Raw genomic sequence first — 22,055 nt, 5'->3', positions numbered from 1 at the left:
TTAAAAGTTATTAGATCGAGTGCGAACGTTCCACGTTCGCCCCGATGTCGCTATTTGGCGCAGTAGAAAAGCGGTGGGGATAAAAGAAAAACCGCTGATAATGATTGATTATCAGCGGCTTTCGTTGTATTACCATTTGATTAAGTGATCCGCTTGGGGCTCGAACCCAAGACCCCAACATTAAAAGTGTTGTGCTCTACCAGCTGAGCTAGCGGATCGGTGCTTTTATAATGTGCTTCATAAAAGCGTGTGCAAAGGTAATATGTTTTTTTGAAACGGCCAAATTATTCCGGCTGTTTTTGCTCATTTTCTTCTTTTTCGGACGTTACGTCGATAGGGTGGGAGCTTGGCGTAGTGGCCGCCTCTTCGGTGCCTGAGGTGGCTGTTTCTTTGGTTACATATCGCTGGTAATAAGCTATTAGCAGTGTTGTCAGTGGCAATGCTATTATCAGGCCGATGAAGCCGAGCAGTGCTCCCCAAACCGACAGCGACAGCAACAGCACGGCCGGGTTGAGCCCCATGGCCTTGCCCATTATCTTTGGTGTGAGTATCATGTCGGTTATGAGCTGAACGACCAGGAACACCCCAACGGCCGATGCCAGTATTATCCAGAAATTCTGTCCCGTGTCGGCAGCTTTGAGCAGCGAAAGAAACACCATCGGTATCAGTGCCAGTCCGTGCACGTATGGTATGAGGCTCATTATGCCAATCATTATTCCGAGGCCGATGGCCATGGGGAAATCGATGATGGTGAAGCCGATGCAGAACAGAATGCCTATGCATAGAGCCACGAGGCTTTGGCCGCGGATATAGCTGTTCAGTTCGCGCTCCACGTCGCCAATCAGCGCTTGCCAGAAATGCCTGTTTTTGGGTGGGAATATCTTTATGAATCCTGCCGCCAGCTTCTCATAGTCGAGCAGAATGAAAAAGAGGTATAGCAGGGTGATCAGCGATGCCACGATGCTGATTATCACGTTGGCCGTTTGTCCGATAAACGTGAATAGTTTGGGCATGGTGTCGCTGAGGGCCTTTTTTACCTCCCTGTCGTTGAACACGTCCTGTATGGCCTGGCTGTTTTCTTCAATCCAAGTCCTTATGGCCAGCGGAAAGTTGCTTATGTGCGTTTTTTCATGCAGGTATCGGGTGACAAGCTGTCCCAGTTTCTCGAACTGGTCAATCATCGGCGGGATTATCAGGTAGATTATTCCGCCTATCACTGCCACGAGAAACACCAGCGACACGACAATGGCCAGCACACGGCCGGGAACGTGCAGGCGGTACTGCACGAACCTTACTATGGGATAGATGAGATAGGCCAGCAGCCAAGCCACAAAGAACGGCAGCAGCACGCTGCCAAGGTAGTTGAGCACATAGAGAATGGCTGCTATCAGCAGTGCACAGAGCATACCGCGCACAAATCTGTCGAAGGTTATCGTTTTGTCGAGCATGGGCATAATTCTCTTATATAATAATTAGTCAGCCTCTGGCATTGCCTGGTTCGTGAATGGCCTTCTGGTAGCATTCGCGGCATAGCGGCTCGTATTCGGCTGTCTCGCCGAGCATCACGCGCTTCTCGTCGGCCACGGTGCGGTGGCTGGCGTAGGCCAGGGCGCCGCAGCGCACACAGATGGCATGCACCTTGGTTACATCGTCGGCAATGGCGCACAATGCGGGCATTGGCTCAAACGGCACACCCTTGAAATCCATGTCCAGCCCGGCCACGATTACCCTTACGCCACTGTTGGCCAGTTGGTTGCACACGTCAGGCAGGCCATTGTCGAAAAACTGGGCTTCATCAATGCCGACGACGTCGACATCTTCGGCCAGCAGAAGAATTTCCTCCGACGAGTTCACCGGCGTGCATCTTGTCTTGTGCCTGTCGTGGCTCACCACGTCTTTATCGGAATATCGAGTGTCTATGGCGGGCTTGAAAATCACAACCTTCTGCTTGGCAAATTCGGCCCGTCGCAAGCGGCGTATCAGTTCTTCGGTCTTGCCCGAGAACATAGAGCCGCACACTACTTCTATACGTCCCTGTCGGCGGGACTCCCCTGTTAAGTTATCTGTCATTTCGACGCAAAAGTACAAATACGTTTTAAAAATTGCAAAGATTTGGCTGCTTTTTTTTGGCCGTAAGGAACAAATCGTTACATTTGCAAATAATATGGGGATACTTTACGTTGTTCCCACCCCGGTGGGAAACCTTGAGGATATGACATTCCGCGCGGTGAAGGTGCTCAAAGAGGCTGATCTCGTGCTGGCTGAAGACACCCGTACGTCGGGTGTGCTGCTTAAGCATTACGGCATCAGCAACCACTTGATGTCTCATCACAAGTTCAACGAGCACGGCACTTCGGCTGCCGTGGTGCAGCGTCTGCTGGGCGGTGAGACCGTAGCCCTCATCAGCGATGCCGGTACGCCAGGCATTAGCGACCCGGGGTTTTTCCTCGTGCGCGAGGCTGTTAGGGCAGGTGTCGAGGTGCAATGCCTGCCGGGGCCCACAGCCTTTGTGCCGGCCTTGGTGGCCAGCGGCCTGCCTTGCGACAGGTTTGTGTTCGAGGGATTCCTGCCACAGAAGAAAGGGCGGCAGACCCGTCTTGAGGCCCTTGCCTCAGAAACGCGCACCATGGTGTTCTACGAGTCGCCCTTCCGCCTGTGTAAACTAATAGGGCAGCTTGCCGATGTTTTCGGCGGTGAGCGCGCTGCCTGCGTCTGCCGCGAGATATCCAAGTTGCATGAGGAGAGCGTTCGCGGCACGCTGGCCGAACTGGCCGCCCATTTTGCGGCAGTGCCGCCGCGTGGCGAGATAGTGGTAGTGGTTGCCGGTGCAGATGAAAAAGAAAGTAAAACTAAAACTCAGTGAATATGAAGAAACTATTGTTTGTAGGAATATGCTTGATGGCCATCGTGGCGTGCAAGCAAGACAAGCCGAAGACAGACCTTGCGGCAGCGCAGCAGCGTGACTCACTGACACAGGTTATTGCTCAGAAGGACAATGAAATCAACGACCTGATGTCAACTATGAACGAGATAGAGGAGGGGTTCCGCGAAATCAATGAGGCCGAAAACCGACTCAGCCTGGCCAAGCAGGGTGAGGGCAGCAATCGCGAGCAGCGAATACGCGAGAATCTGCAGTTCATACAGTCGACAATGAAGCAGAACAGGGAGCTCATTGCCAAGTTGCAGCGCCAGTTGCGTGAGGGAACTATCAAGGGCGACCAGTTGCAGCGTACAATAGACAACCTGACAAAGCAGATGGAGGAGAAAGACCAGCAGCTGCAGCAGCTCAGGGCCGAGCTCGATGCCAAAGACATCCACATCATGGATCTCGACGAGAAGATAGCCAATCTCAACACCAATGTCAACAACCTCACTGCCGAGGGCAAGCAGAAGACAGAGACCATAAATTCGCAAGACAAGCAATTGCATTCGGCATGGTATGTGTTTGGCACCAAGAGCGAGTTGAAAGAGCAGCGCATATATGTTGACGGCAAGGTTTTGCAGTCTAACTTCAACCGTGATTACTTCACCAAGATTGACATTCGCGTCACCAAGGAGATAAAGCTCTACTCGCGGTCGGCAAAATTGCTCACGGCGCATCCCTCTGGCAGTTATACACTGCAGCAGGATGCCAACAAGCAGTATGTGTTGCGCATCACCAATCCACAGCAATTCTGGAGCACGAGCAAGTATCTTGTGATACTTGTAAAGTGACGGTGGCACGGCAGGCGGGCGCATTCGCCATCTTGCCGGCGCCTGGATGTCAATATGCTGTATAATAAAGAATTACCGTCGGGGGGAAGGCCATTGCTTTGGTCTTCCCTTTGGTGGTTTTGCATGCTTGTTGGCTACAGTTGCGTGCGGCTTGTGTCATACTGCGATACGTCATGTCTTAATTAGCTGTATTCTACATTCTTAGAATACTAATGATAATTGTTTTACCATTAAGCCTGATAATGTGGCAATGCCAAAACTCAACAATGTTCCTGCTAATGCATTTGTATGAATAATATCTCTGCCAACCCCAATATTATAAGTTAATTGACTTAAGTAGCTGTTCAAAATTAACCGATACAATAGACCTTGCAGGTGTCCTCTATATCTTTGCCACCATCTTGTGTGCTCTTTCGGGCCGCATACCAAAGTCTCATCGGTCGCGTAGCCCGCTACGCTCTCTCTTCGGACTTTGGCATGCATCTCCGAAATAGCGCACAATTTGATGGCAATTAATTTTGAACACCTACTTAAGTAGCTGTTCAAAATTAACCGATACAATAGACCTTGCAGGTGTCCTCTATATCTTTGCCACCATCTTGTGTGCTCTTTCGGGCCGCATACCAAAGTCTCATCGGTCGCGTAGCCCGCTACGCTCTCTCTTCGGACTTTGGCATGCATCTCCGAAATAGCGCACAATTTGATGGCAATTAATTTTGAACACCTACTTATAAAATGGAATAATAAGCGATTTGGCTGATTTCGATACATTATAAGTACTAAGTCTTATCTTGTCTGACTTATATTTCTGACTTTCCTATTTTAAAAATATGCCACTTATATGATTTGACACGTGATAAGAGTAAGATAAAATGGCGATACTAAAATGGTTGTAGACAATAAGTCACTTGTTATGGTGCAACGATATGGTGCTAAATATCAATGATTTATAAAATTACATGTGTTGTTGCCACCAGCCGTAACAATGCAGCCTGTCCAATCGGTTCGCCCGTTTTTGCCTGCCCGTCAGGCTGTCGTCCATGGACTGACGTTTTGGTTTGGGGCAGCCACGCTACAGTTTTTGTTTTGTGTCGTTTGCATTCGTGTTTGGTCTGTTTCTGTACTTCTGTGTTCTTTGCCATACGTTCAAGTGTCAATTCACTCGAGTTTCTGCACGGTTTTGCTTTTGTCTTTATCCTGGAGTACCCACGCTGCTTGCTTTGCACACATTGATAAGAAGATGTGGAAAACTTATTGTCATCAGTTTGTGCACAGTCCTGTCGATGTTTTACAAGGCACAATAAGAGTGGTTGAAGCGGACTACACACTCGATTTGTCTTTGGAAATAACCCGGAAGGGCGTGCAAGATGGCGGCAAGGACAAGATACACATATAGATTGGTTTTGCGCCGGTTGATTGTCAACTGATACTTTACTTTGGTGTTGCCGTTGCCAAGGCTCTGCCGTCGCCCTTTCGGCTGCCGTCAATGTAGGCTTGCGTTGTCATGGTTCATTATCAATCATATATTCATACGTTAGCCTGGCCACCGTGGCTGCAGTTGTGCATGCTCGACAGCCACGTGCCAATGGTCTCCCCAACCGCTCTCCGCTCACCGTGCGGCCACCCTTTTTAGACGTTTTTCATTGCCTTGAGCATCGGTTTGGGTGTCTCCAACCCCGTTACAGGCCATTTTGGTTCTTTTTCAGGTATAATTATCTCGCTCATTTTGCGCGTATTTCCGTGCAAGAGGCTTTGAGTTTTGCTCTGCGCGATTCTCACGCCATTTAATTTCCCCCACATTATATATATAGAACGCATTTTGCCGTCTTTCGACTTCAGTCCGAGTGATGTTTTTGTGGCTGTTTCTTTGCAGGAAAGAAGAGCGTAGCGGGCTACGTGACCAACGGCCGTGTAGAATCAGGACGAAAAGAATATCGGAATGAAGCCCAAAAATACTTTACGCAAATAGTTTTGATGAGTTCATAAGTGTCTGTTGACAATCAACCGGCACAAAACCAATCTATATGTGTATCTTGTCCTTGCCATCATCTTGCACGCCCTTCCAGGTTATTTTCCACAGACAAATCTGGTGTTTGGTCCGCTTCACTTCCTTCTTCGCCCTTGCCAAAAACATTCCCGTAACTGCGCATAATCTGATGATGATTAATTTTCAACAGCTACTTAAAATGTGTATTTCTTCGTATCGGCGAAGCCATGCTCCGGCATAGGCCAAAGGCATTATCGGCAGCAGGCATATTGCCTGAAGGTTGCCTGATGGCGCTCTATGTGCTTGAAAATCAGGGTTTCCCTCCTGCGCCTTTGCTTCGTGTAGCGCCTTTGCCAGGGCACTGCGCGCCCAAGTGCTGAGCCATCTTTCAGCAACTTGCCTTGAGTGCCGGCATGCACACCAGTCTTTGCCCAACCTTCGTTTACGTTATTGTCATGCTGTTGTCAGCGTATTCACATACAGGCAGCCGCGAGTTTTTCCACAGCTATACTTGGGCTCGTTGATTGCAACAGTTAAGTTATTTTATAATCGCTTTTGTTATCAAGAATGAATTTCTTTATTTTATCATTACCCAAATCCTAATTATCCATTCAAGGCCTTTCTTCATAACATCCGATTTACTGTGCTGTCTGTCGGTAGCGGCATTGTTGTACACTTTGAAATTTAACATTTGCTGTATCTTTTGAGTCTGTTCAATTACACCTTTGCCGGTGCTCAGTCCGCCCGTTTATATTTTTCGCATATATTTCAAAATGCTGAAAGCCCTTCAAGCCAGTTCCGTTAAAGTCTGTGTTTCTGTGTCTGTTGTTTCCTCCCAAATGGTAAGTTTCTCACCCTTGTGGTTTATTCGGCTGAACTTTGCGGCATGTTAATATGGGGTTGACGCCATTTTTTGAAGCAGATTTAACATGCGCATCGCGGCCATCCGCCATCGCCTGTCGTTCATTTGTGCATTTTGTGCGCAATTTTGTGTTTGATATCAATTTTACAGCACAATAGTATTTCAGTGCAATTTGTTCTCAAAATTATGTCCTCACCGCCTGTTTCCGTGTTACTTTTGTCGGCATAATCATCGGTCCTTGATATTTTCAGTTACTAATTCGTGCCATTATAGTTTTTAAAGTTCTCCGTTTTTTCCACCAGAGATATAATAATTATGTATGCGTGCGCGCGTACCTATAATATATAGTAGCCACGGCCTTCGTGAATTTAAGACTTGTTCTGTATATATCCTCTATATGCAATAAATATTTACATTGCAGTCTTTGCTTCCCATATTGCCTGTTTTGCACGCCCAAACAGCCCGTTTTGTGTTGTCAAAAGGGTTGTTTCGCCATGCGTTACCGGCCATTTTGCCTTTAGCCATTTACTGTTAACGTAACACATTGGGCTGCAACGGGTTTGCAAAGCCAAGCAATAGAGTAACAAAACTTTACATGGCTATTTCCTGGCGATGCCAGGTTGTATGGTCGGGTGGGGGCACTCATATTTCAATAGACCACGTTTTGGATGGATATTTATACGTTGTTTGACTTTGACGTTTGGGTATTTATGCAGCTTTTAGTGCTTAATTGACACCCAAATCGTTTGCAAACTGTAAACGAATGACTGATAATCTTTTCAATGTGGAATGTAAAACAATCACTTTTGAGGCTTTTGTAGCACGAAATAAGTTAAATATTTGATTTTTTTAGCCATTTATGCTGTGGGGTGAATAATTTTGTTTAATTTTGCATGTTGTAATGTTATAGTAGTAATTTAGTAAAGAAGAGAGTATTTATGGAAAGAAGATTAACTATGCTTTTGGCTTGCCTTCTCCTTTCAATAGGAATGGCTTTTGCCCAAACAAAAGTTACAGGTACCGTAATATCTCAGGAAGACGGGCTGCCGATCATCGGTGCTACGGTCATGGTTGAGGGAACCAAGACCGGTACTACCACCAACATGGACGGTCAGTTTACGCTCTCTGTGCCGGCCGGCAAGAAACTTCAGATAAGTTATGTCGGCATGAAGCCGCAGGTAGTGGTTGCGAAGCCTGGGATGAAAGTTTCGCTTGAGAGTTCTGCCCATGTCGTAGACGAAGTAGTCGTTACGGGTATGCAGAAGACCGACAAGCGTCTTTTCACCGGTGCAACTACAAAAATCGATGCCGAAGGGGCAAAGATTTCCGGTGTGGCTGACATCAGCCGCTCGCTTGAGGGACGTGCTGCCGGTGTGTCTGTGCAGAACGTGTCTGGTACATTCGGTACTGCTCCCAAAATCCGCGTCCGCGGTGCTACGTCTATCTACGGCAGCTCCAGCCCCCTCTGGGTTGTCGATGGCGTTATCATGGAGGACGTGGCAGAGGTTAGCACTGACCAGCTCTCTTCTGGAGACGCCAATACGCTTATCAGCTCGGCCATCGCAGGTCTTAACTCAGACGACATCGAGAGTTTCCAGATTCTGAAGGATGGTTCGGCCACATCTATCTATGGTGCACGCGCCATGGCCGGTGTGATTGTCGTTACCACAAAGAAAGGTAAGTCGGGCCAGGCTCACATAAGTTACAACGGTGAGTACACCATGCGCCTGATACCGCGATACTCTACGTTCAACATCATGAACTCACAAGACCAGATGTCTGTGTATCAGGAGCTTCAGCAGAAGGGCTACCTCAACTATGCTGAGACTGCCAACGCACAGAACAGCGGTGTGTATGGCAAGATGTATGAGCTCATCAACACCTACGACCCGAACACCGGCCAGTTCGGACTGGCCAACACTCCGGCTGCCCGCGCCGCTTATCTGCGCGCTGCCGAGTATCGCAATACCGACTGGTTCAAGGAGTTGTTCTCCAACTCCATACAGCACACCCACTCTGTCAGTATGTCGGGTGGTTCCGACAAGGGCAACTACTATGCTTCTGTCAGCGCAATGTACGATCCGGGATGGACGAAGCAGAGCAAGGTTGAGCGCTATACGGCAAACTTCAACGTAAACCACAACATTTCGAAGAAGCTGACCGCCGGCATCATCGGTAACGCATCTTACCGTAAGCAGAAAGCTCCCGGAACGCTGTCTTCGCAGCCCGACCCTGTGTCTGGCGAGGTTACGCGTGCGTTCGACATCAACCCTTATTCTTATGCGTTGAACACTTCGCGCACGCTCGACCCGAACGTGTATTACACGCGTAACTACGCTCCGTTCAACATCTTCCATGAATTGGAGAACAACTATATCGACCTGAACGTGGTGGATTTCCGTATGCAGGCCAAGTTGAGCTACAAGCCCATCACCAAGGTTGAGCTCACCGCCCTCGGCGCTGTGAAGTACAGCTCGGCCACCCAGGAGCACAATATCCTTGATGCCTCAAACCAGGCACAGGCTTACCGCGCCATGGGTACGTCTACAATACGCGACAACAACGACTATCTGTATACCGACCCAGATGACATCTACGCTCTGCCGGTGACGGTGCTGCCCTATGGCGGTATCATCAACCGTACAGACGACCGCATGTTCGGATACGACTTCCGCGCCACTGCACAATATAACGATGTGTTCGGCGAGGACACGCACATCGTAAACGCATACGGAGGTATGGAAATCAACAGCGTGGAGCGCCACAACACATGGTTCCGCGGCTGGGGTATGCAGTATGAGCTTGGCGAGACTCCGTCGTGGGCATACGAGGTGTTCAAGAAGAGCCTTGAGCAGGGTGAAGATTACTACTCTCTGAGCAATACCCACGAGCGCAGCGCTGCATTCTTTGCCAACGGAACTTACTCTTACAAAGGGCGTTACACCATCAACGGAACTGTTCGCTACGAGGGTACCAACCGCTTGGGCAAGAGCCGTGCGGCTCGCTGGCTGCCTACGTGGAACGTGTCGGGTTCTTGGAATGTTCACGAGGAACCCTTCTTCAAGAAGTTGCAGCCCGCCATGTCTCACCTGGCCTTCCGACTGTCTTACTCTTTGACTGCCGACCGCGGCCCGTCGTATGTCACAAACTCTACGGCCGTCATCATGGCCCAGAACCCGTGGCGTCCGTTTGCCGACGTACAGGAAACTGCACTTTATATATATCAGCTCGCTAACGACGACCTGACTTACGAGAAGAAGCACGAGTTCAACTTCGGTCTTGACATGGGCTTCCTCAACAACCGCATCAACCTGACTTTGGACGCTTATTCACGCCGCAACTTCGACCTTATCGGCCTCGCGCTGACAACAGGTGTGGGCGGTGAGCTGCAGAAGTACGGCAACATCGCCTCAATGAAGTCGAGCGGTGTCGAAATGTCGCTCTCTACAACGAACATCAAAAACGAGGACTTCTCGTGGACCACGAGCCTCATTTACAGCTACACTCACAATGAGGTGACCGAGCTGCGCAGCGCAACAAGAATGCTTGACCTGGTTTCGGGCGTAGGCTACGCCATGGAGGGATATCCCGTGGGCGCCATCTTCTCGATACCGTTCGTGGGTCTCAACGAGGAAGGTCTGCCGCAGTTCATCAATGAGTCTGGCGGGGTGACGGTGTCTGACATCAATTTCCAGCAGAACGATCCCGAGCAGCTCAAGTACCTCAAGTATGAGGGCTCGGCCGATCCTAAGCATGTTGGTAGCTTCGGCAACATCTTCAGGTATAAGAACTTCACTCTCAATGTGTTCCTTACATACTCGTTTGGAAATGTGGTGCGTCTTGACCCGGTATTCTCTAACACCTACGACGACCTCGTGGCTACGCCGAAGGAGTTCAACAACCGTTGGACTGTGCCCGGCGACGAGAAGCATACCACCGTACCGGTTATACCGAGCAAGATGCAGAACCAGCTTGACGCCAATCTGCGCTATGCTTACAATGCATACAACTATTCGACGGAGCGTATAGCCAAGGGTGACTTCATCCGCATGAAGGAGATTTCATTGTCTTACGATTTCCCCAAGTCGCTTATCCAGAACTTAGGCGTAAATACACTCTCTTTGAAATTGCAGGGCACCAACTTGTTCTTGCTGTATGCAGACAAGAAACTCAATGGCCAGGATCCTGAGTTCTTCAATACCGGTGGTGTGGCCTTGCCTATGTCCAAGCAGTTTACTTTAACTTTGAAGGTTGGTATTTAATCAATTAGATGAGCTTAACAATGAAAAAAAGAAATATTTTATATGTCGCAGCCTTTTCAGCCTTGATGGGCTCGTCGTTGGTGTCATGTGACTCTTACCTTGACACGATGCCCGACAACCGTGCTGAAGTTAACACCGAAGATAAGGTGGTTAGGTTGATAACATCTGCTTATCCCGACAACTCTTATATAATGGTGGCAGAGTGCATGTCTGACAATACCGACGACATGGGGCCGCGCTTCTCGAATTATACAAGCCGTTTCTACGACCAGGTGTTTGCTTGGCAAGACATTGTTGACACGGATAATGACGACATGCGTGTGTTCTGGCTCGCTTGCTACGGGGCCATAGCCAATGCCAACGAGGCACTGCAGTCTATCGAGGAGATGGGCGGGGCAACCACCCAGACGCTCCGCGAGGCCAAGGCCGAGGCTTTGCTCTGCCGCGCATACGGCCACTTCCTGCTTGTAAACATGTTCTCGCTGAACTATAACAAGGCTACCAGCTCTACGGATCTCGGCGTGACATACATGACCGAACCCGAGACAACGGTCAACCCTTCCTATGAGCGCAACTCGGTGGCCGACGTGTACGACAAGATAGACAAGGACATCCAGGAGGCTCTGCCTATGGTAGGCGACACACACCTCGATGTGCCCAAGTATCACTTCAACAGGCAGGCTGCCTATGCTTTCGCCACCCGCTTCTACCTCTTCTATGAGCAGTGGGACAAGGCTGTGCAGTATGCTACGGAGTGTCTCGGCACCAATCCTTCGTCGATGCTGCGCGACTGGGATGAGATGGAGTCGTATGGTATCACCGACGACCTGACTCCGCGTACCAACCAGTACATCAACAGCTCTGACAACTCCAACCTTATGCTGAGCACAGCCATCTCCATGATGGGCTACTGGAACAGCAATTATTCTTACATGTCTAAGTACAGCCACGACAGTTACATGTCGACGACAGAGACTCTTGAGGCCACCAACATCTGGGGCGGCTCACGACTGATGAGGTGCCAGCCGCTGAGGTTTATCGGCGGTACGCTCAACCGTGTGCTGGTTGCAAAGTCTCCCCGTCTGTTTGAGTATACCGACACGCAGAACCAGACCGGTTTCGTCCGCTCGGTTTATCCTCCGTTCAAGGCCGACCTCGTTTTGCTGGAGCGTGCCGAGGCTTACATCATGTTGGGTGAGTATGAAAAGGCTTGCGCAGACATGACGCTTTGGATGCAGAACTGGACAACGTCGACCATGACGCTCACGCCGGAGAACGTGACGTCGTTCTACAACTCAATGTCTTACTGGACATGGGATAACCCGACGTTGAAGAAGAAGCTCCACCCGGCATTCACCATCGATGCCGACGGAAGCACTCAGGAGTCTATGTTGCAGTGTGTGCTTAACTTCAAGCGACTGGAAAACATAGCCGAGGGCTTGCGCTGGTTTGACATCAAGCGCTATGGCATCACGGTTTATCGCCGTACGATGAATGCTTCTGATGAACCTGAGTCGATATCAGACTCTCTGCCAGCAAATGATTTGCGCAGGGCCATACAGTTGCCTTCGCAGATAATACAGGCCGGCATGCAGGCTAATCCCAGATAAGTCAGTCGAACTAACCAATTAAAGTGATTGTAAGTATGAAAAGAAATATATATTATTCTTTCTTGCTGGCGGGAGCAGCATTGGCTTTCACAGCTTGTAGTGATGACGACTTTTCTTCTCAGTCTATTATTACTACAGACATGGTGGAGCAGACGCCTCTCGACAAGTGGCTCGAGGTGAACTACCTTCAGCCATACAACATCGAAATGAAGTATCGCTACGAGTTCAACGAGAGCAATGCTGACTATTATACTGTACCGGCTGAGTATGAGCAGGCTGTGCAAATGGCTCACATCGTGAAGTACAGCTGCGTCGAGGCTTACGACGAGGTGGCCGGCATTGACTTTACGCGCCGGTATTTCCCGAAACTGTTCTTCCTCGAGGGCGAATGGCACTATCGTAACAATGGTACGTTTGAGCTCGGAACAGCCGAGGGCGGCCGAAAGATATTCCTCATGGGCGTCAACTATATCGATAGCTACAAGTATTCGATTGAGTCGCTTAACGAGTATTACCTGAAGACCATCCACCACGAGTTCACACATATCCTGAACCAGACGGTAGACTATTCTGCCGCCTACCAGATGATTACTTCCACAGGCTATGTGGCCGACAGCTGGAGCGACGCTCCTTGGAACACCGACTACCTGAAGCGTGGCTACATCTCTGCCTATGCCCAGCAGTCTCATGCCGAGGACTTCGCCGAGATGATGTCGATGTATGTCACAAACACCGAAGAGCAGTGGGAGCAGTGGATGCAGGAGGCTGCCGGAACTGACGACAACCCGCAGCCCGGACGCGCATACCTTGAGAGCAAACTGGACATCGTCCGTTCTTACATGAGGGATAACTTCAACATTGACCTGGATGAGTTGCGCGACGCAGTGCTTCGCCGTGAGCATGACATCGTTTCAGGGAAGATTGATTTGACAGACGTTTCAATTGATTAAACAAATGAAGGTTATGAAAATTAAGAATATATTGTTTCTGTTAGCGCTGGCTCTTCCGGCATTGGTGCTTACTTCTTGCCAGAGTGAAGAGGACGATGCGTTCAACGAATCATCATCCCTGCGCCTTCAGCAGGCCATGAATGAGGCAAAGAAAGTCTTGCGGAGTGCTCAATACGGTTGGGTGATGGACTATTATATAGGTGACGACCAGCAGTATGGAGGCCGAGCCATGACCGTAAAGTTTGACTCGCTCACTTGTACTGTTGCATCGGAGAGCATGCCTCGGGAGTGCACTTCTTACTATAAGATGAGCACCGACCAGGGCCCTGTGCTTACTTTCGATACATACAACGAGGTGCTTCATGAGCTGTCTACGCCGAGCTCTACCAACTATGAGGGGTATCATGCTGATTACGAGTTCGTTGTTGAAAGCGCTACGCCTGAGCTCGTTGTCCTCCGTGGAAAGCGCATCGGCAACTATGCCTACCTGCATCCTCTCACCGAGGCGCCGCTCGACTACCTGGCTAAGGTCAATGCAATGAGAGACAGCATCTATGTCGCCACGGCTGACGGCATGATTGGGTCTGACTCTGTTTCGGCTTCATTTGACTATGACAGCCGTACTGTAACGTTCAACTACACGAACAACAGCGTTGATGAGCAGGTTCCCGTCGCATTCACTTATACTGACTCGGGCATACGCTTGTATGATGACGTCGACGTGAATGGCACTACTCTCTCTGAGTTTGCTTATAATGGCAATGGAATGACGTTCTCCGGGATAAACGCCGGGGCAAACAACTTTGCCATGACTGGGTCTGTGCCTGACGACTATGTGTCTTTCGAGAAGTTTGCCGGCAATTACAGGTTGCTCTATTATGTGCCGGGCAACAACAATGATATGGTTGAGTCGACCATCGATGTGACGCTCACTCCTTCTGAAGACGGCACTTCTTACAATATGTCCGGGCTCAACCCGAACTTTGAGGTTGTGCTTCATTTCAACCGCCAGGCAGGCCGCCTCGAGTGGAATACGCAGGCCGTAGGCCAGCAGGGCAGCAATATAATCTGGCTGAATGCCATGAACTGGGCTTCAGGCGGCAACCTGTTCCCGGCTTACACAGGCTGTGGCATGGTTACGGTATGGAATGGTGACAGCGAGAATCCTGTGTATAATTGGGTGACAAATTCCGATGTTAACCTGACAACAGACTCGTTCTGCTTCTGGCTCACAGACTCTTCTGGCGAGAGCCTCGGGCAGTTCACTGAGTGGGGTGTTAATGGTTATGTGCTCATGCTCAACATAACATCAATGACAAAACTAAATTAATCGACAGTTATGAAGAAACTTTTTAATATATTGCTTGCCGTTTGTTGCCTCGGTTCGTTCGTGGCTTGCGACGACGATGTCGAGAATCCCTATGCAACGGAAAGTTCAATTTCGATTGTGGCCGCTCACTTGGATTTCTCACCGGCTTCTTCAGTGGGCTCAATACACTTCGCCTCAAATTCTGGCACGGTGACTGCAACAGCGCGTGCATCATGGTGTACTGCCACCGTCAGCGCCGACTCGGTAATTGTTTCTGTCGATCAGAACACCGGCGTTTCCGGTCGCTCCACTGTGGTGGTGCTCCGCAACGGTTCCGACTCGATACAGGTGCCTGTCACCCAGCGCGGAATCATCTTGTCGGTAGACAAGTCTGAGATATCGTCGGGCAATGCTGCCGGTTCTGATGTGGTTGTTTTCACATCAAACATGGACGTTCAGGTTCTCTCAGCCCCCGATTGGATAACCACGTCGCTGTCGGGAGATACCCTCGAGGTTTCTTTCACGGCTAACACAACAGGGCATATCCGTCGCGGATATGTTGCATACCAGTCGGGTGGAGTGAAAGACTCGTTGCGCGTGCAGCAGGCTGATTTCGATACCGACATTGCCGGGACATACACGTTCTATTACAGTGACGATGCCGAAGGGCCACAGCGCAACTTCAGCGTTACCGTTTCAAGGGATGCGTTGCGCATCACTGCCCTGGGCCTGAGCATACCGATGGCTTACGACTCTGATGCGATGAGCTTCACGATACAGAGCGGTTGCTATGTCGGACGTTACAGTTCCTATTATGTCTATGCTGCGTTCCAAGCCGGTAATTACTGGACCGCATACAACACTATGTCCACCCTTACGCTGTCGTTTGATTACGACGATGTAGAAGGCACAAGTGGAACGTTCAGCGGTTACCTCGGGACCACAGCCGGAGCGTTGCCTATAGACGGCATCATCCTTGAGGCGTTCTCTTCCAACTCGATGACGGAGAGTGCCGACCAAGGCCCGCTCATGACGTTCTACCGTCCGACGTTGAAGCGCGCTCCCGTTGTAGCGTCATCTTACGTTTTGCGATAACTAATCATCAAATGTCCGTGTCGGCCGTTGGCCGATACGGACATTATAACCTTTTAAATCAAGATTGAAATTATGAAGAGTATCAAAGTTTTGCTCGTAGTTGCTTTCCTCGCCATCGTAGGTATAGCGCAGGCACAGACATTGCCGGCCGTTACTCTTAAAGACATTAACGGCAAGACGGTACAGACAGATAAATTGTCGAATGACGGCAAACCGTTTATTATCTCTTTCTTCGCCACATGGTGCAAGCCCTGCAACCGTGAGCTTTCTGCCATCAGCGAGGTTTACGCCGACTGGCAGGATGAGACAGGCGTCAAGCTCATTGCCGTCAGCATCGACCAGGCACAGAACATCAACAAGGTAAAGCCCTTGGTTGACAGCAATGGCTGGGAGTATGATGTGCTCCTCGACCCCAACAGCGACTTCAAGCGTGCCCTCGGCATACAGATGATACCTTATGTGATCATCGTCGACGGCAAGGGCAACATCGTGTACAAGCACAATGGCTACACCGATGGTGCCGAGAAAGAGCTGATCGAGAAAGTGCGTGAACTGATTAAGTAACCCTTTAAGCCAATTGTTTTGAGACTGTTTAGACTAATATCCGTATTTGGATGCTGCGTCGCTTGTGCGTCTGTGGCCATGGCCCAGGAATCGGAAGCCGGTGGCAACAAGGTTCAGGTGAGCGGTAGCATACAGAGCGACATCCTTATACCGCAGTCCGACGCGACGATTGGCGCTGAGGATTATAGCGAGTTTGCCCTCACCAATACCTTTGGCGAGGTCAACTTGTCGAGCAAGTACATCGACGCCGGGGCGCGTGTGGAATATCTTGACCACCCGCTTCCCGGATTCGAGCCCGACTACAAGGGGTGGGGAATACCCTACATCTATGTTAAGGGTAAGTATAAGAATGTAGAGGTGACCGCCGGTAATTTCTACGAGCAGTTCGGTTCGGGCTTCATTCTCCGCACGTATGAGGAGCGCAGCCTCGGCATCGACAACTCTTTGCTTGGCGGCCGACTGGTCTACAAGCCTTTCAACTGGGCTACGGTGAAGGTGCTGGCAGGCAAGCAGCGCCGCTATTGGCATGACGGAGGCCCGTTTGAGGGGCTCAACCGCTCGTGGGTTGGCGGTGCCGACGTTGAGTTGAGTGTTGACCAGTGGTTCAAGAAGATGCAGGAAAAGAACACATACCTCACCTTTGGCGCCTCGTTTGTCAACAAGCACGAAGGCGACGAGGAGATGATTGTGAGTTACGACGGCAAGCAGCGCCTTAACTTCCCGACCGATGTCCAGGCCTTCGACGTGCGCCTGCGCCTGCAGACCGGCAACTGGAACGTGCTGGCCGAGTATGCCCAGAAGTCGCAAGACCCGTCGCAAGACAACGACTACATCTACCGCAAGGGGTATGTGGCCATGTTGTCGGCCAGTTACTCCAAGCGTGGCATGAGCTTCTTGGTGCAGGCCAAGCGCAGTGACAACATGTCGTTCCGCAGCCAGCGCACACTGCCGTCGCTGTCGGAGAACTCTTCGTTCATCAATCACCTGCCTGCGTTCACGATGGAGCACACCTATGCTCTTGCCGCACGTTATCCGTATGCCACGCAGCCCGATGGCGAATGGGCTTACCAGGCCGAGCTGGCTTACAACTTCAAGCGCCATTCGTTCCTCGGAGGTAAGTATGGCACGAAGGTTAAGTTGAACTTCTCGCATGTTCACTCCATTGCCAAGAACACTCGTTACGCCGACGGCATCATGCAGGGTTCCAACGGTTACTATCCCGGAACCGACGGCTACGGCTCTGCTTTCTTCAAGTGGGGCGACTCTAAGTACTATCAGGACTTCAACGTACAGATTGAGAAGAAGTTCACCAAGGCCTTCAAGCTCAACCTTATGTACATGAACCAGTTCTACAACAAGACAGCGGTAGAGGGCCACGGCGGCATGCTCCACAACAACATCTACGTGGCTGAGGGCAAGTATCAGTTCAACGACAAGTTCACCCTGCGTGCAGAGGCCCAGTATCTCGACATGACTTCGGGTGTGAACAATGAAGATGGCGACTGTGATTGCGTCTACGGACTGCTCGAGCTGTCTGTGTTGCCATACCTGATGTTCACCGTTTCGGATGAATACAGCATCGGTGACGAGATACATTACTACAACGGTTCAGTCACATTTGCCAAAGGTGCCCATCGTCTACAGGTGGGATATGCGCGCACCCGTGCTGGCTTCAACTGCTCAGGCGGCGTATGCCGCTGGGTGCCGGCAAGCAAGGGAGTGACAATGTCGTACAACTTTAATTTCTGACATCGACTATGCAGTTAAAGAAATCAGTATTCATGGCTTTGGCCCTCGTGGCGATGGGAGTTGCCTCTTGCGACCAGATAAGCGATGGCGACCGTTACCTTGCTGTCGACGACCCCATATCACCCGGCGACAGCACCGGTTCTGACACTACCGACATCAACGCCCCGATATACCACTCAGTGTTGGTTGAGGAGTTCTCCGGCCAGTTGTGCGTCAACTGTCCGGCTGCATCCGAGGCTCTCGAAGTTATGCAAGAAGCCAACGGCGGGCCAAACAAAGTCATTGTAGTTTCAATACATGCAGGCAGGAACATGAATCTCGCCATAGGGGTGGGCCAGAATCCGCAGTTTGAGGGCTTGGCCACCGATTTCGGCGAACAACTCTTCAGCCGATACGGTCTGCAGAGCGAGCCTAATGCCATCATCGACCGCACTGGTGGGGTGCTAAGCCAGCCCAACTGGCTCACGGCCATTGTCAACGGGCTAAGGCGCGAGACTACGGTTGCTCTTTCCGCCCGTTCGTCATACAACGAGGCTGACCGTAGCGTGACGGTCAGCGTCATGGGCCGCGCCAAGTCCGATTTCACCGGCAACGCCCATGTTTGGCTCACAGAAGACAGCATCGTTACGATGCAGCTTTTTAGTAGCGGGCCGGTCATAGACCACCGTTTCAACAACATCTTCCGCACATCAGCCACGCCGATTGATGGCGTTCCTGTCACAATTAGTGCCGGCGAAGATATGAAGGAAATATACACCACAACGATAAAGCTCGACGATATATGGCGTCCGCGCCACATGGCTGTCGTTGCTTTCGTCGACAATTCATCCGGCGTTGTTCAGGCTGCGCGCACCGAAGTCCTGCCGTCGGAGTGATTAATTAAAACATTACAAACTTAACAGGTTATAGGCATGAAAAGATTGTTTATTACATTTATCCTTGCTGTTGTATCAACAGTGATGGTTGTAGCGCAGACGTTTGAGTTCCGTATGGATGGCAAGACCGTTCCCGAAGGCTCTACAGTAGAGTTCGTTTCCACTTATGAGCCGCTGTTTATGCGGGAGGACTGCTACATGGGCAATCGGCTGGTGCTTTGTAACCTGACGTCAAGCGAGTTGAAAGGAAGTCAAATCCAGATTAACTATAGCTACGTTAGCGGTTCGTTGGGTGATGGCGTTTACCCCGTGAATTGCATGGGTGGTGAGTGCAGGACCAACGTGTGGTCAACTTACACCGCCACTTTGGGATTAGGTCCCAATGGCAGCATGGGTGTTGACATTCATGTGGAAGATGTCAAGAACGGCGAGATGCTAACCAAGCTTAGTGTAACCATAGGTCGTGAGACCCATGTAGTGTACATCAAGTTTGTCTGCAACGCGACATCGGGCATTGGCAATGCCGGCATTGCATCGGCATCGTTTGATGTCTACGACCTTACAGGCAGCGTAGTAGCCAAGGGAGTCTCGGCGTCGGGTCTCCGCTCGCTTCGTGCGGGAGTGTATATATTGGTGGATGCGAACACCCACACTGCCCGCAAATACGTGGTTAGATAAGATTGCTTAGTCTATCTTATATTTACTGAAACTAATTTTAGGGTTATGATCAAAAAATTACTTTTATGCTTAGCCATGGTTGCTTTCGTGGGTACGGCGAATGCCCAGAACGCAATCAGGCTCGGCTCCGGCTTTGCGAAAAACAGTAGCAAGCAGGTTCAGAAGGCAGCAAGCCTGAAGTTGCCAGACTTCGGCTTGAGTGTTGTCAACAAGGTATCGGGCCGTCCGATGCAGCTTTCCTCGACGGCCAATGGTGCCAAGAAACTTGCGCCCATGCAGCGTGCAGACGCAACCTCTTATGTTCTGTGGGGCTATCCCATGAACTCACAAGGTTCCGGCTATGTGTGGGGATGGAATGCTTTTTCAGAGGTGTTTGATGATGCTTCTATGGCCGGCCTCACAGACTACAATGTAGCTGTATATGTTCCATCTACTTATGCCAAGGCCGTTATCGACTCTGTTTACTCAGTGTTCCCGTCTGGCGCCTATTCAAACTTTAAGATTTGGGTAAGTGCTTACGAGACAGACGGCCAGTACATCATCCTGCCGTCAACCCCCGAAGAGGCCGACTATTGTGAGAACATTGGTGACCACCAGGTTGATGCCCCGTCCGGCATGGTTACTCAAGAGGGCTACGAATTGTCAACCCCGTATACAGTGCCTGATAACGGATGCTTCATCGGCATCTCGTTTACAACAACCGTAGAGTTTCCATTGTTCACTTGGAATGTTGAATCATCGTCGGGTGCCTTCTACATGCAGATGCCTTACCAGGGCGAAATGTTGTGGAACAACATGGCATCATACGGCCTTTTCGGCAATCTGCCCATCATGGCATTGATGGACATATCCAATTGCTCGCAGAACGATGTGTCGATACAAACGATTCCCGAGACAGCCGTGCTGATGAATACCGCTTATGATTTTTCACCGATTGTATACAACAACGCTATCGCCACCGATGTGACAAGCGTAAGCTATGTCCTCACTGTCGACGGCGAAGCCCAGGAGGAGCAGACACTTAATTTCTCTTCGTCTCTGCCCGGTGGATCTGGCGGTTACATCAGTGTTCCTTACACATTCACAACAGAGGGCATCCACCCAGTCAGCATAGAGATTACCAAGGTAAACGGCGAGGCAAACGCTTCGACATCTGCTTCGACGGCATTCGATGTGCTGGCCCTTGAGACATCAGCCACGCGCACACCGGTTGTCGAGGAGTTCACCGGCACATGGTGCGGATGGTGCCCTCGCGGCCATGTTGGCCTTGAATTGCTGAAGGAGCGTTATGGTGAAGGCATTATAACCCTTGCCGCTCATGCATCATCCAGTTCTACAGTAATCGACCCGATGGAGTGTGCCACATACTTAGACGTTGTTTACGGTTTCGCCCAGGGCTTCCCGTCAGCCCTTTACGACCGTTGCCTGCTTGGCGACGCATACCAGGGCATCGACGGTAACCAATATGCATTCGGTGCCAACCAATATATTGATATATTGAACTCATCGTTCCCCTCTGAGGCAACAGTTACCCTTACCGCCGACTGGGGCGACACAGACAAGAATGTAATCAATGCAAACGTCGGTCTCACCTTCGGTTGCACGCGCATCAGCCTTGGTTCCGCCAATCCGTATGCCGTTGCCTTTGTGCTCTCTGAAGACGACATGACCGGCGAGGGCCAGCAGTGGCTGCAGTACAACTATTATTCAGGCGAAACGAGTTTCGGCAATGATGACAATATGCTGAGCTGGGTTAGCGCAAGCGAATATGTAAAGATGGATTACGACAACGTTGTCGTCCAGGGATGGGATGCGCTTCTCGGCATCGACGAGAGCGTGCCTTCCACTGTGTTCAAGGGTGAGAACCTGACATACAACGCCACTCTCGACATCTCGGCCAACACCCTCATACAGAACAAGGAAAAGCTGCATCTCACAGCCCTTCTCATCAACCGCAACAACTATTCAATAGTCAATGCGGCACAGGTGAGCCTCGGCGACGGTGGCAGCTCAGCCATCGAGGGTGTCACTGACGATGCCAACGGAGCAGCCGAGGTTGCCCGTTACAATGTCAACGGCGTGCGCCTTGACAAGGCACAGAAGGGTCTTAACATAGTTAAGTACTCCGACGGTACCACCAAGAAGGTAATCGTGAAGTAAATCAAGCATATTGTTGTCTGCGGGTTATGCCCCTCATGCGGGGCACAACAGGCTTGTTGGAAGTCGCGGGCAGCAATGCATAACAACAAAGCCGCAGGAAACTGCGTGTTTCCTGCGGCTTTCACATGATCGTTCTCCGGCCACCCGGTGGCCCGGCACACATAGCGGCAGGCTCTTCCGTTACATGGGGCCACAGTCAGTAGTATTAACTTAAGTCACTATTCATTATGTTTATGTTTA

14 protein-coding genes and 1 tRNA gene are annotated in these 22,055 nt (G+C 50.5%); 12 read left to right on the top strand and 3 right to left on the bottom strand.

Going from position 1 to position 22,055, the window contains the following annotated elements:
* Positions 1 to 145 precede the first annotated feature (145 nt).
* The 3 genes from M3089_RS08035 to M3089_RS08025 form a co-directional block, all read right to left on the bottom strand.
* Positions 146 to 218: transfer RNA gene (locus tag M3089_RS08035), tRNA-Lys, on the bottom strand.
* A 66-nt stretch (positions 219 to 284) separates the two neighbouring features.
* Positions 285 to 1,448, bottom strand: coding sequence for an AI-2E family transporter (locus M3089_RS08030; protein WP_205112147.1), 1,164 nt, complete (start codon positions 1,446 to 1,448; stop codon positions 285 to 287).
* Positions 1,449 to 1,476: 28 nt separating this feature from the next.
* Positions 1,477 to 2,070 carry a thymidine kinase gene (locus M3089_RS08025; protein ID WP_249083194.1) on the bottom strand — a complete coding sequence of 198 codons (594 nt, stop codon included), beginning with the start codon at positions 2,068 to 2,070 and terminating at the stop codon, positions 1,477 to 1,479.
* A 94-nt stretch (positions 2,071 to 2,164) separates the two neighbouring features.
* Here M3089_RS08025 and rsmI point away from each other — a divergent pair, with 94 nt between their 5' ends.
* The 12 genes from rsmI (at position 2,165) to M3089_RS07965 (ending at position 21,815) form a co-directional block, all read left to right on the top strand.
* Positions 2,165 to 2,863: a 16S rRNA (cytidine(1402)-2'-O)-methyltransferase gene (rsmI, locus tag M3089_RS08020; protein WP_205112143.1), complete on the top strand. Its 699-nt coding sequence runs from the start codon at positions 2,165 to 2,167 to the stop codon at positions 2,861 to 2,863.
* Positions 2,864 to 2,865: 2 nt separating this feature from the next.
* On the top strand, positions 2,866 to 3,714 hold the full coding sequence (locus tag M3089_RS08015) for a Cbp1 family collagen-binding glycoprotein adhesin (RefSeq protein ID WP_205112141.1): 849 nt from the start codon (positions 2,866 to 2,868) through the stop codon (positions 3,712 to 3,714).
* A 3,787-nt stretch (positions 3,715 to 7,501) separates the two neighbouring features.
* Entirely contained in the window at positions 7,502 to 10,825 is a 3,324-nt protein-coding gene (locus tag M3089_RS08010; protein ID WP_249083192.1) for a SusC/RagA family TonB-linked outer membrane protein, read from the top strand.
* Between the two features lie 20 nt (positions 10,826 to 10,845).
* The gene (locus tag M3089_RS08005) at positions 10,846 to 12,435 is read left to right on the top strand and encodes a RagB/SusD family nutrient uptake outer membrane protein (protein WP_249083191.1); all 1,590 of its coding nucleotides are present in this window, start codon (positions 10,846 to 10,848) and stop codon (positions 12,433 to 12,435) included.
* Positions 12,436 to 12,470: 35 nt separating this feature from the next.
* Positions 12,471 to 13,385, top strand: a complete 915-nt coding sequence (locus M3089_RS08000; RefSeq protein ID WP_249083189.1) for a zinc-binding metallopeptidase — start codon at positions 12,471 to 12,473, stop codon at positions 13,383 to 13,385.
* A gap of 13 nt (positions 13,386 to 13,398) precedes the next feature.
* Entirely contained in the window at positions 13,399 to 14,715 is a 1,317-nt protein-coding gene (locus M3089_RS07995; protein ID WP_249083187.1) for a DUF4302 domain-containing protein, read from the top strand.
* 9 nt (positions 14,716 to 14,724) lie between these two features.
* On the top strand, positions 14,725 to 15,789 hold the full coding sequence (locus M3089_RS07990; RefSeq protein ID WP_249083186.1) for a BACON domain-containing protein: 1,065 nt from the start codon (positions 14,725 to 14,727) through the stop codon (positions 15,787 to 15,789).
* 72 nt (positions 15,790 to 15,861) lie between these two features.
* The gene (locus M3089_RS07985; RefSeq protein ID WP_205108990.1) at positions 15,862 to 16,353 is read left to right on the top strand and encodes a TlpA family protein disulfide reductase; all 492 of its coding nucleotides are present in this window, start codon (positions 15,862 to 15,864) and stop codon (positions 16,351 to 16,353) included.
* 24 nt (positions 16,354 to 16,377) lie between these two features.
* Positions 16,378 to 18,102 carry a DUF6029 family protein gene (locus M3089_RS07980; RefSeq protein ID WP_394802267.1) on the top strand — a complete coding sequence of 575 codons (1,725 nt, stop codon included), beginning with the start codon at positions 16,378 to 16,380 and terminating at the stop codon, positions 18,100 to 18,102.
* A gap of 8 nt (positions 18,103 to 18,110) precedes the next feature.
* Positions 18,111 to 18,977, top strand: coding sequence for an Omp28 family outer membrane lipoprotein (locus M3089_RS07975; protein WP_205108992.1), 867 nt, complete (start codon positions 18,111 to 18,113; stop codon positions 18,975 to 18,977).
* 36 nt (positions 18,978 to 19,013) lie between these two features.
* Positions 19,014 to 19,655, top strand: coding sequence for a hypothetical protein (locus tag M3089_RS07970; RefSeq protein ID WP_249083184.1), 642 nt, complete (start codon positions 19,014 to 19,016; stop codon positions 19,653 to 19,655).
* Positions 19,656 to 19,700: 45 nt separating this feature from the next.
* Positions 19,701 to 21,815 carry a hypothetical protein gene (locus tag M3089_RS07965; protein WP_249083183.1) on the top strand — a complete coding sequence of 705 codons (2,115 nt, stop codon included), beginning with the start codon at positions 19,701 to 19,703 and terminating at the stop codon, positions 21,813 to 21,815.
* The last annotated feature ends 240 nt before the right edge of the window (positions 21,816 to 22,055 follow it).

The organism is Marseilla massiliensis (assembly GCF_023336985.1).
Taxonomy (GTDB): Bacteria; Bacteroidota; Bacteroidia; order Bacteroidales; family Bacteroidaceae; genus Prevotella; species Prevotella intestinigallinarum.
The sequence above is the reverse complement of the archived record's forward strand: the minus strand, read 5'-3'. Positions and strand labels throughout refer to the sequence as shown.

Coding starts and splice junctions, on each gene's coding strand:
- M3089_RS08000 (WP_249083189.1), top strand. CDS start 12,471: ATGAAAAGAAATATATATTATTCTTTCTTGCTGGCGGGAGCAGCATTG.
- M3089_RS07990 (WP_249083186.1), top strand. CDS start 14,725: ATGAAGAAACTTTTTAATATATTGCTTGCCGTTTGTTGCCTCGGTTCG.
- M3089_RS08025 (WP_249083194.1), bottom strand. CDS start 2,070: ATGACAGATAACTTAACAGGGGAGTCCCGCCGACAGGGACGTATAGAA.
- M3089_RS07965 (WP_249083183.1), top strand. CDS start 19,701: ATGATCAAAAAATTACTTTTATGCTTAGCCATGGTTGCTTTCGTGGGT.
- M3089_RS07985 (WP_205108990.1), top strand. CDS start 15,862: ATGAAGAGTATCAAAGTTTTGCTCGTAGTTGCTTTCCTCGCCATCGTA.
- rsmI (WP_205112143.1), top strand. CDS start 2,165: ATGGGGATACTTTACGTTGTTCCCACCCCGGTGGGAAACCTTGAGGAT.
- M3089_RS07975 (WP_205108992.1), top strand. CDS start 18,111: ATGCAGTTAAAGAAATCAGTATTCATGGCTTTGGCCCTCGTGGCGATG.
- M3089_RS08010 (WP_249083192.1), top strand. CDS start 7,502: ATGGAAAGAAGATTAACTATGCTTTTGGCTTGCCTTCTCCTTTCAATA.
- M3089_RS07995 (WP_249083187.1), top strand. CDS start 13,399: ATGAAAATTAAGAATATATTGTTTCTGTTAGCGCTGGCTCTTCCGGCA.
- M3089_RS08015 (WP_205112141.1), top strand. CDS start 2,866: ATGAAGAAACTATTGTTTGTAGGAATATGCTTGATGGCCATCGTGGCG.
- M3089_RS08030 (WP_205112147.1), bottom strand. CDS start 1,448: ATGCTCGACAAAACGATAACCTTCGACAGATTTGTGCGCGGTATGCTC.
- M3089_RS08005 (WP_249083191.1), top strand. CDS start 10,846: ATGAAAAAAAGAAATATTTTATATGTCGCAGCCTTTTCAGCCTTGATG.
- M3089_RS07970 (WP_249083184.1), top strand. CDS start 19,014: ATGAAAAGATTGTTTATTACATTTATCCTTGCTGTTGTATCAACAGTG.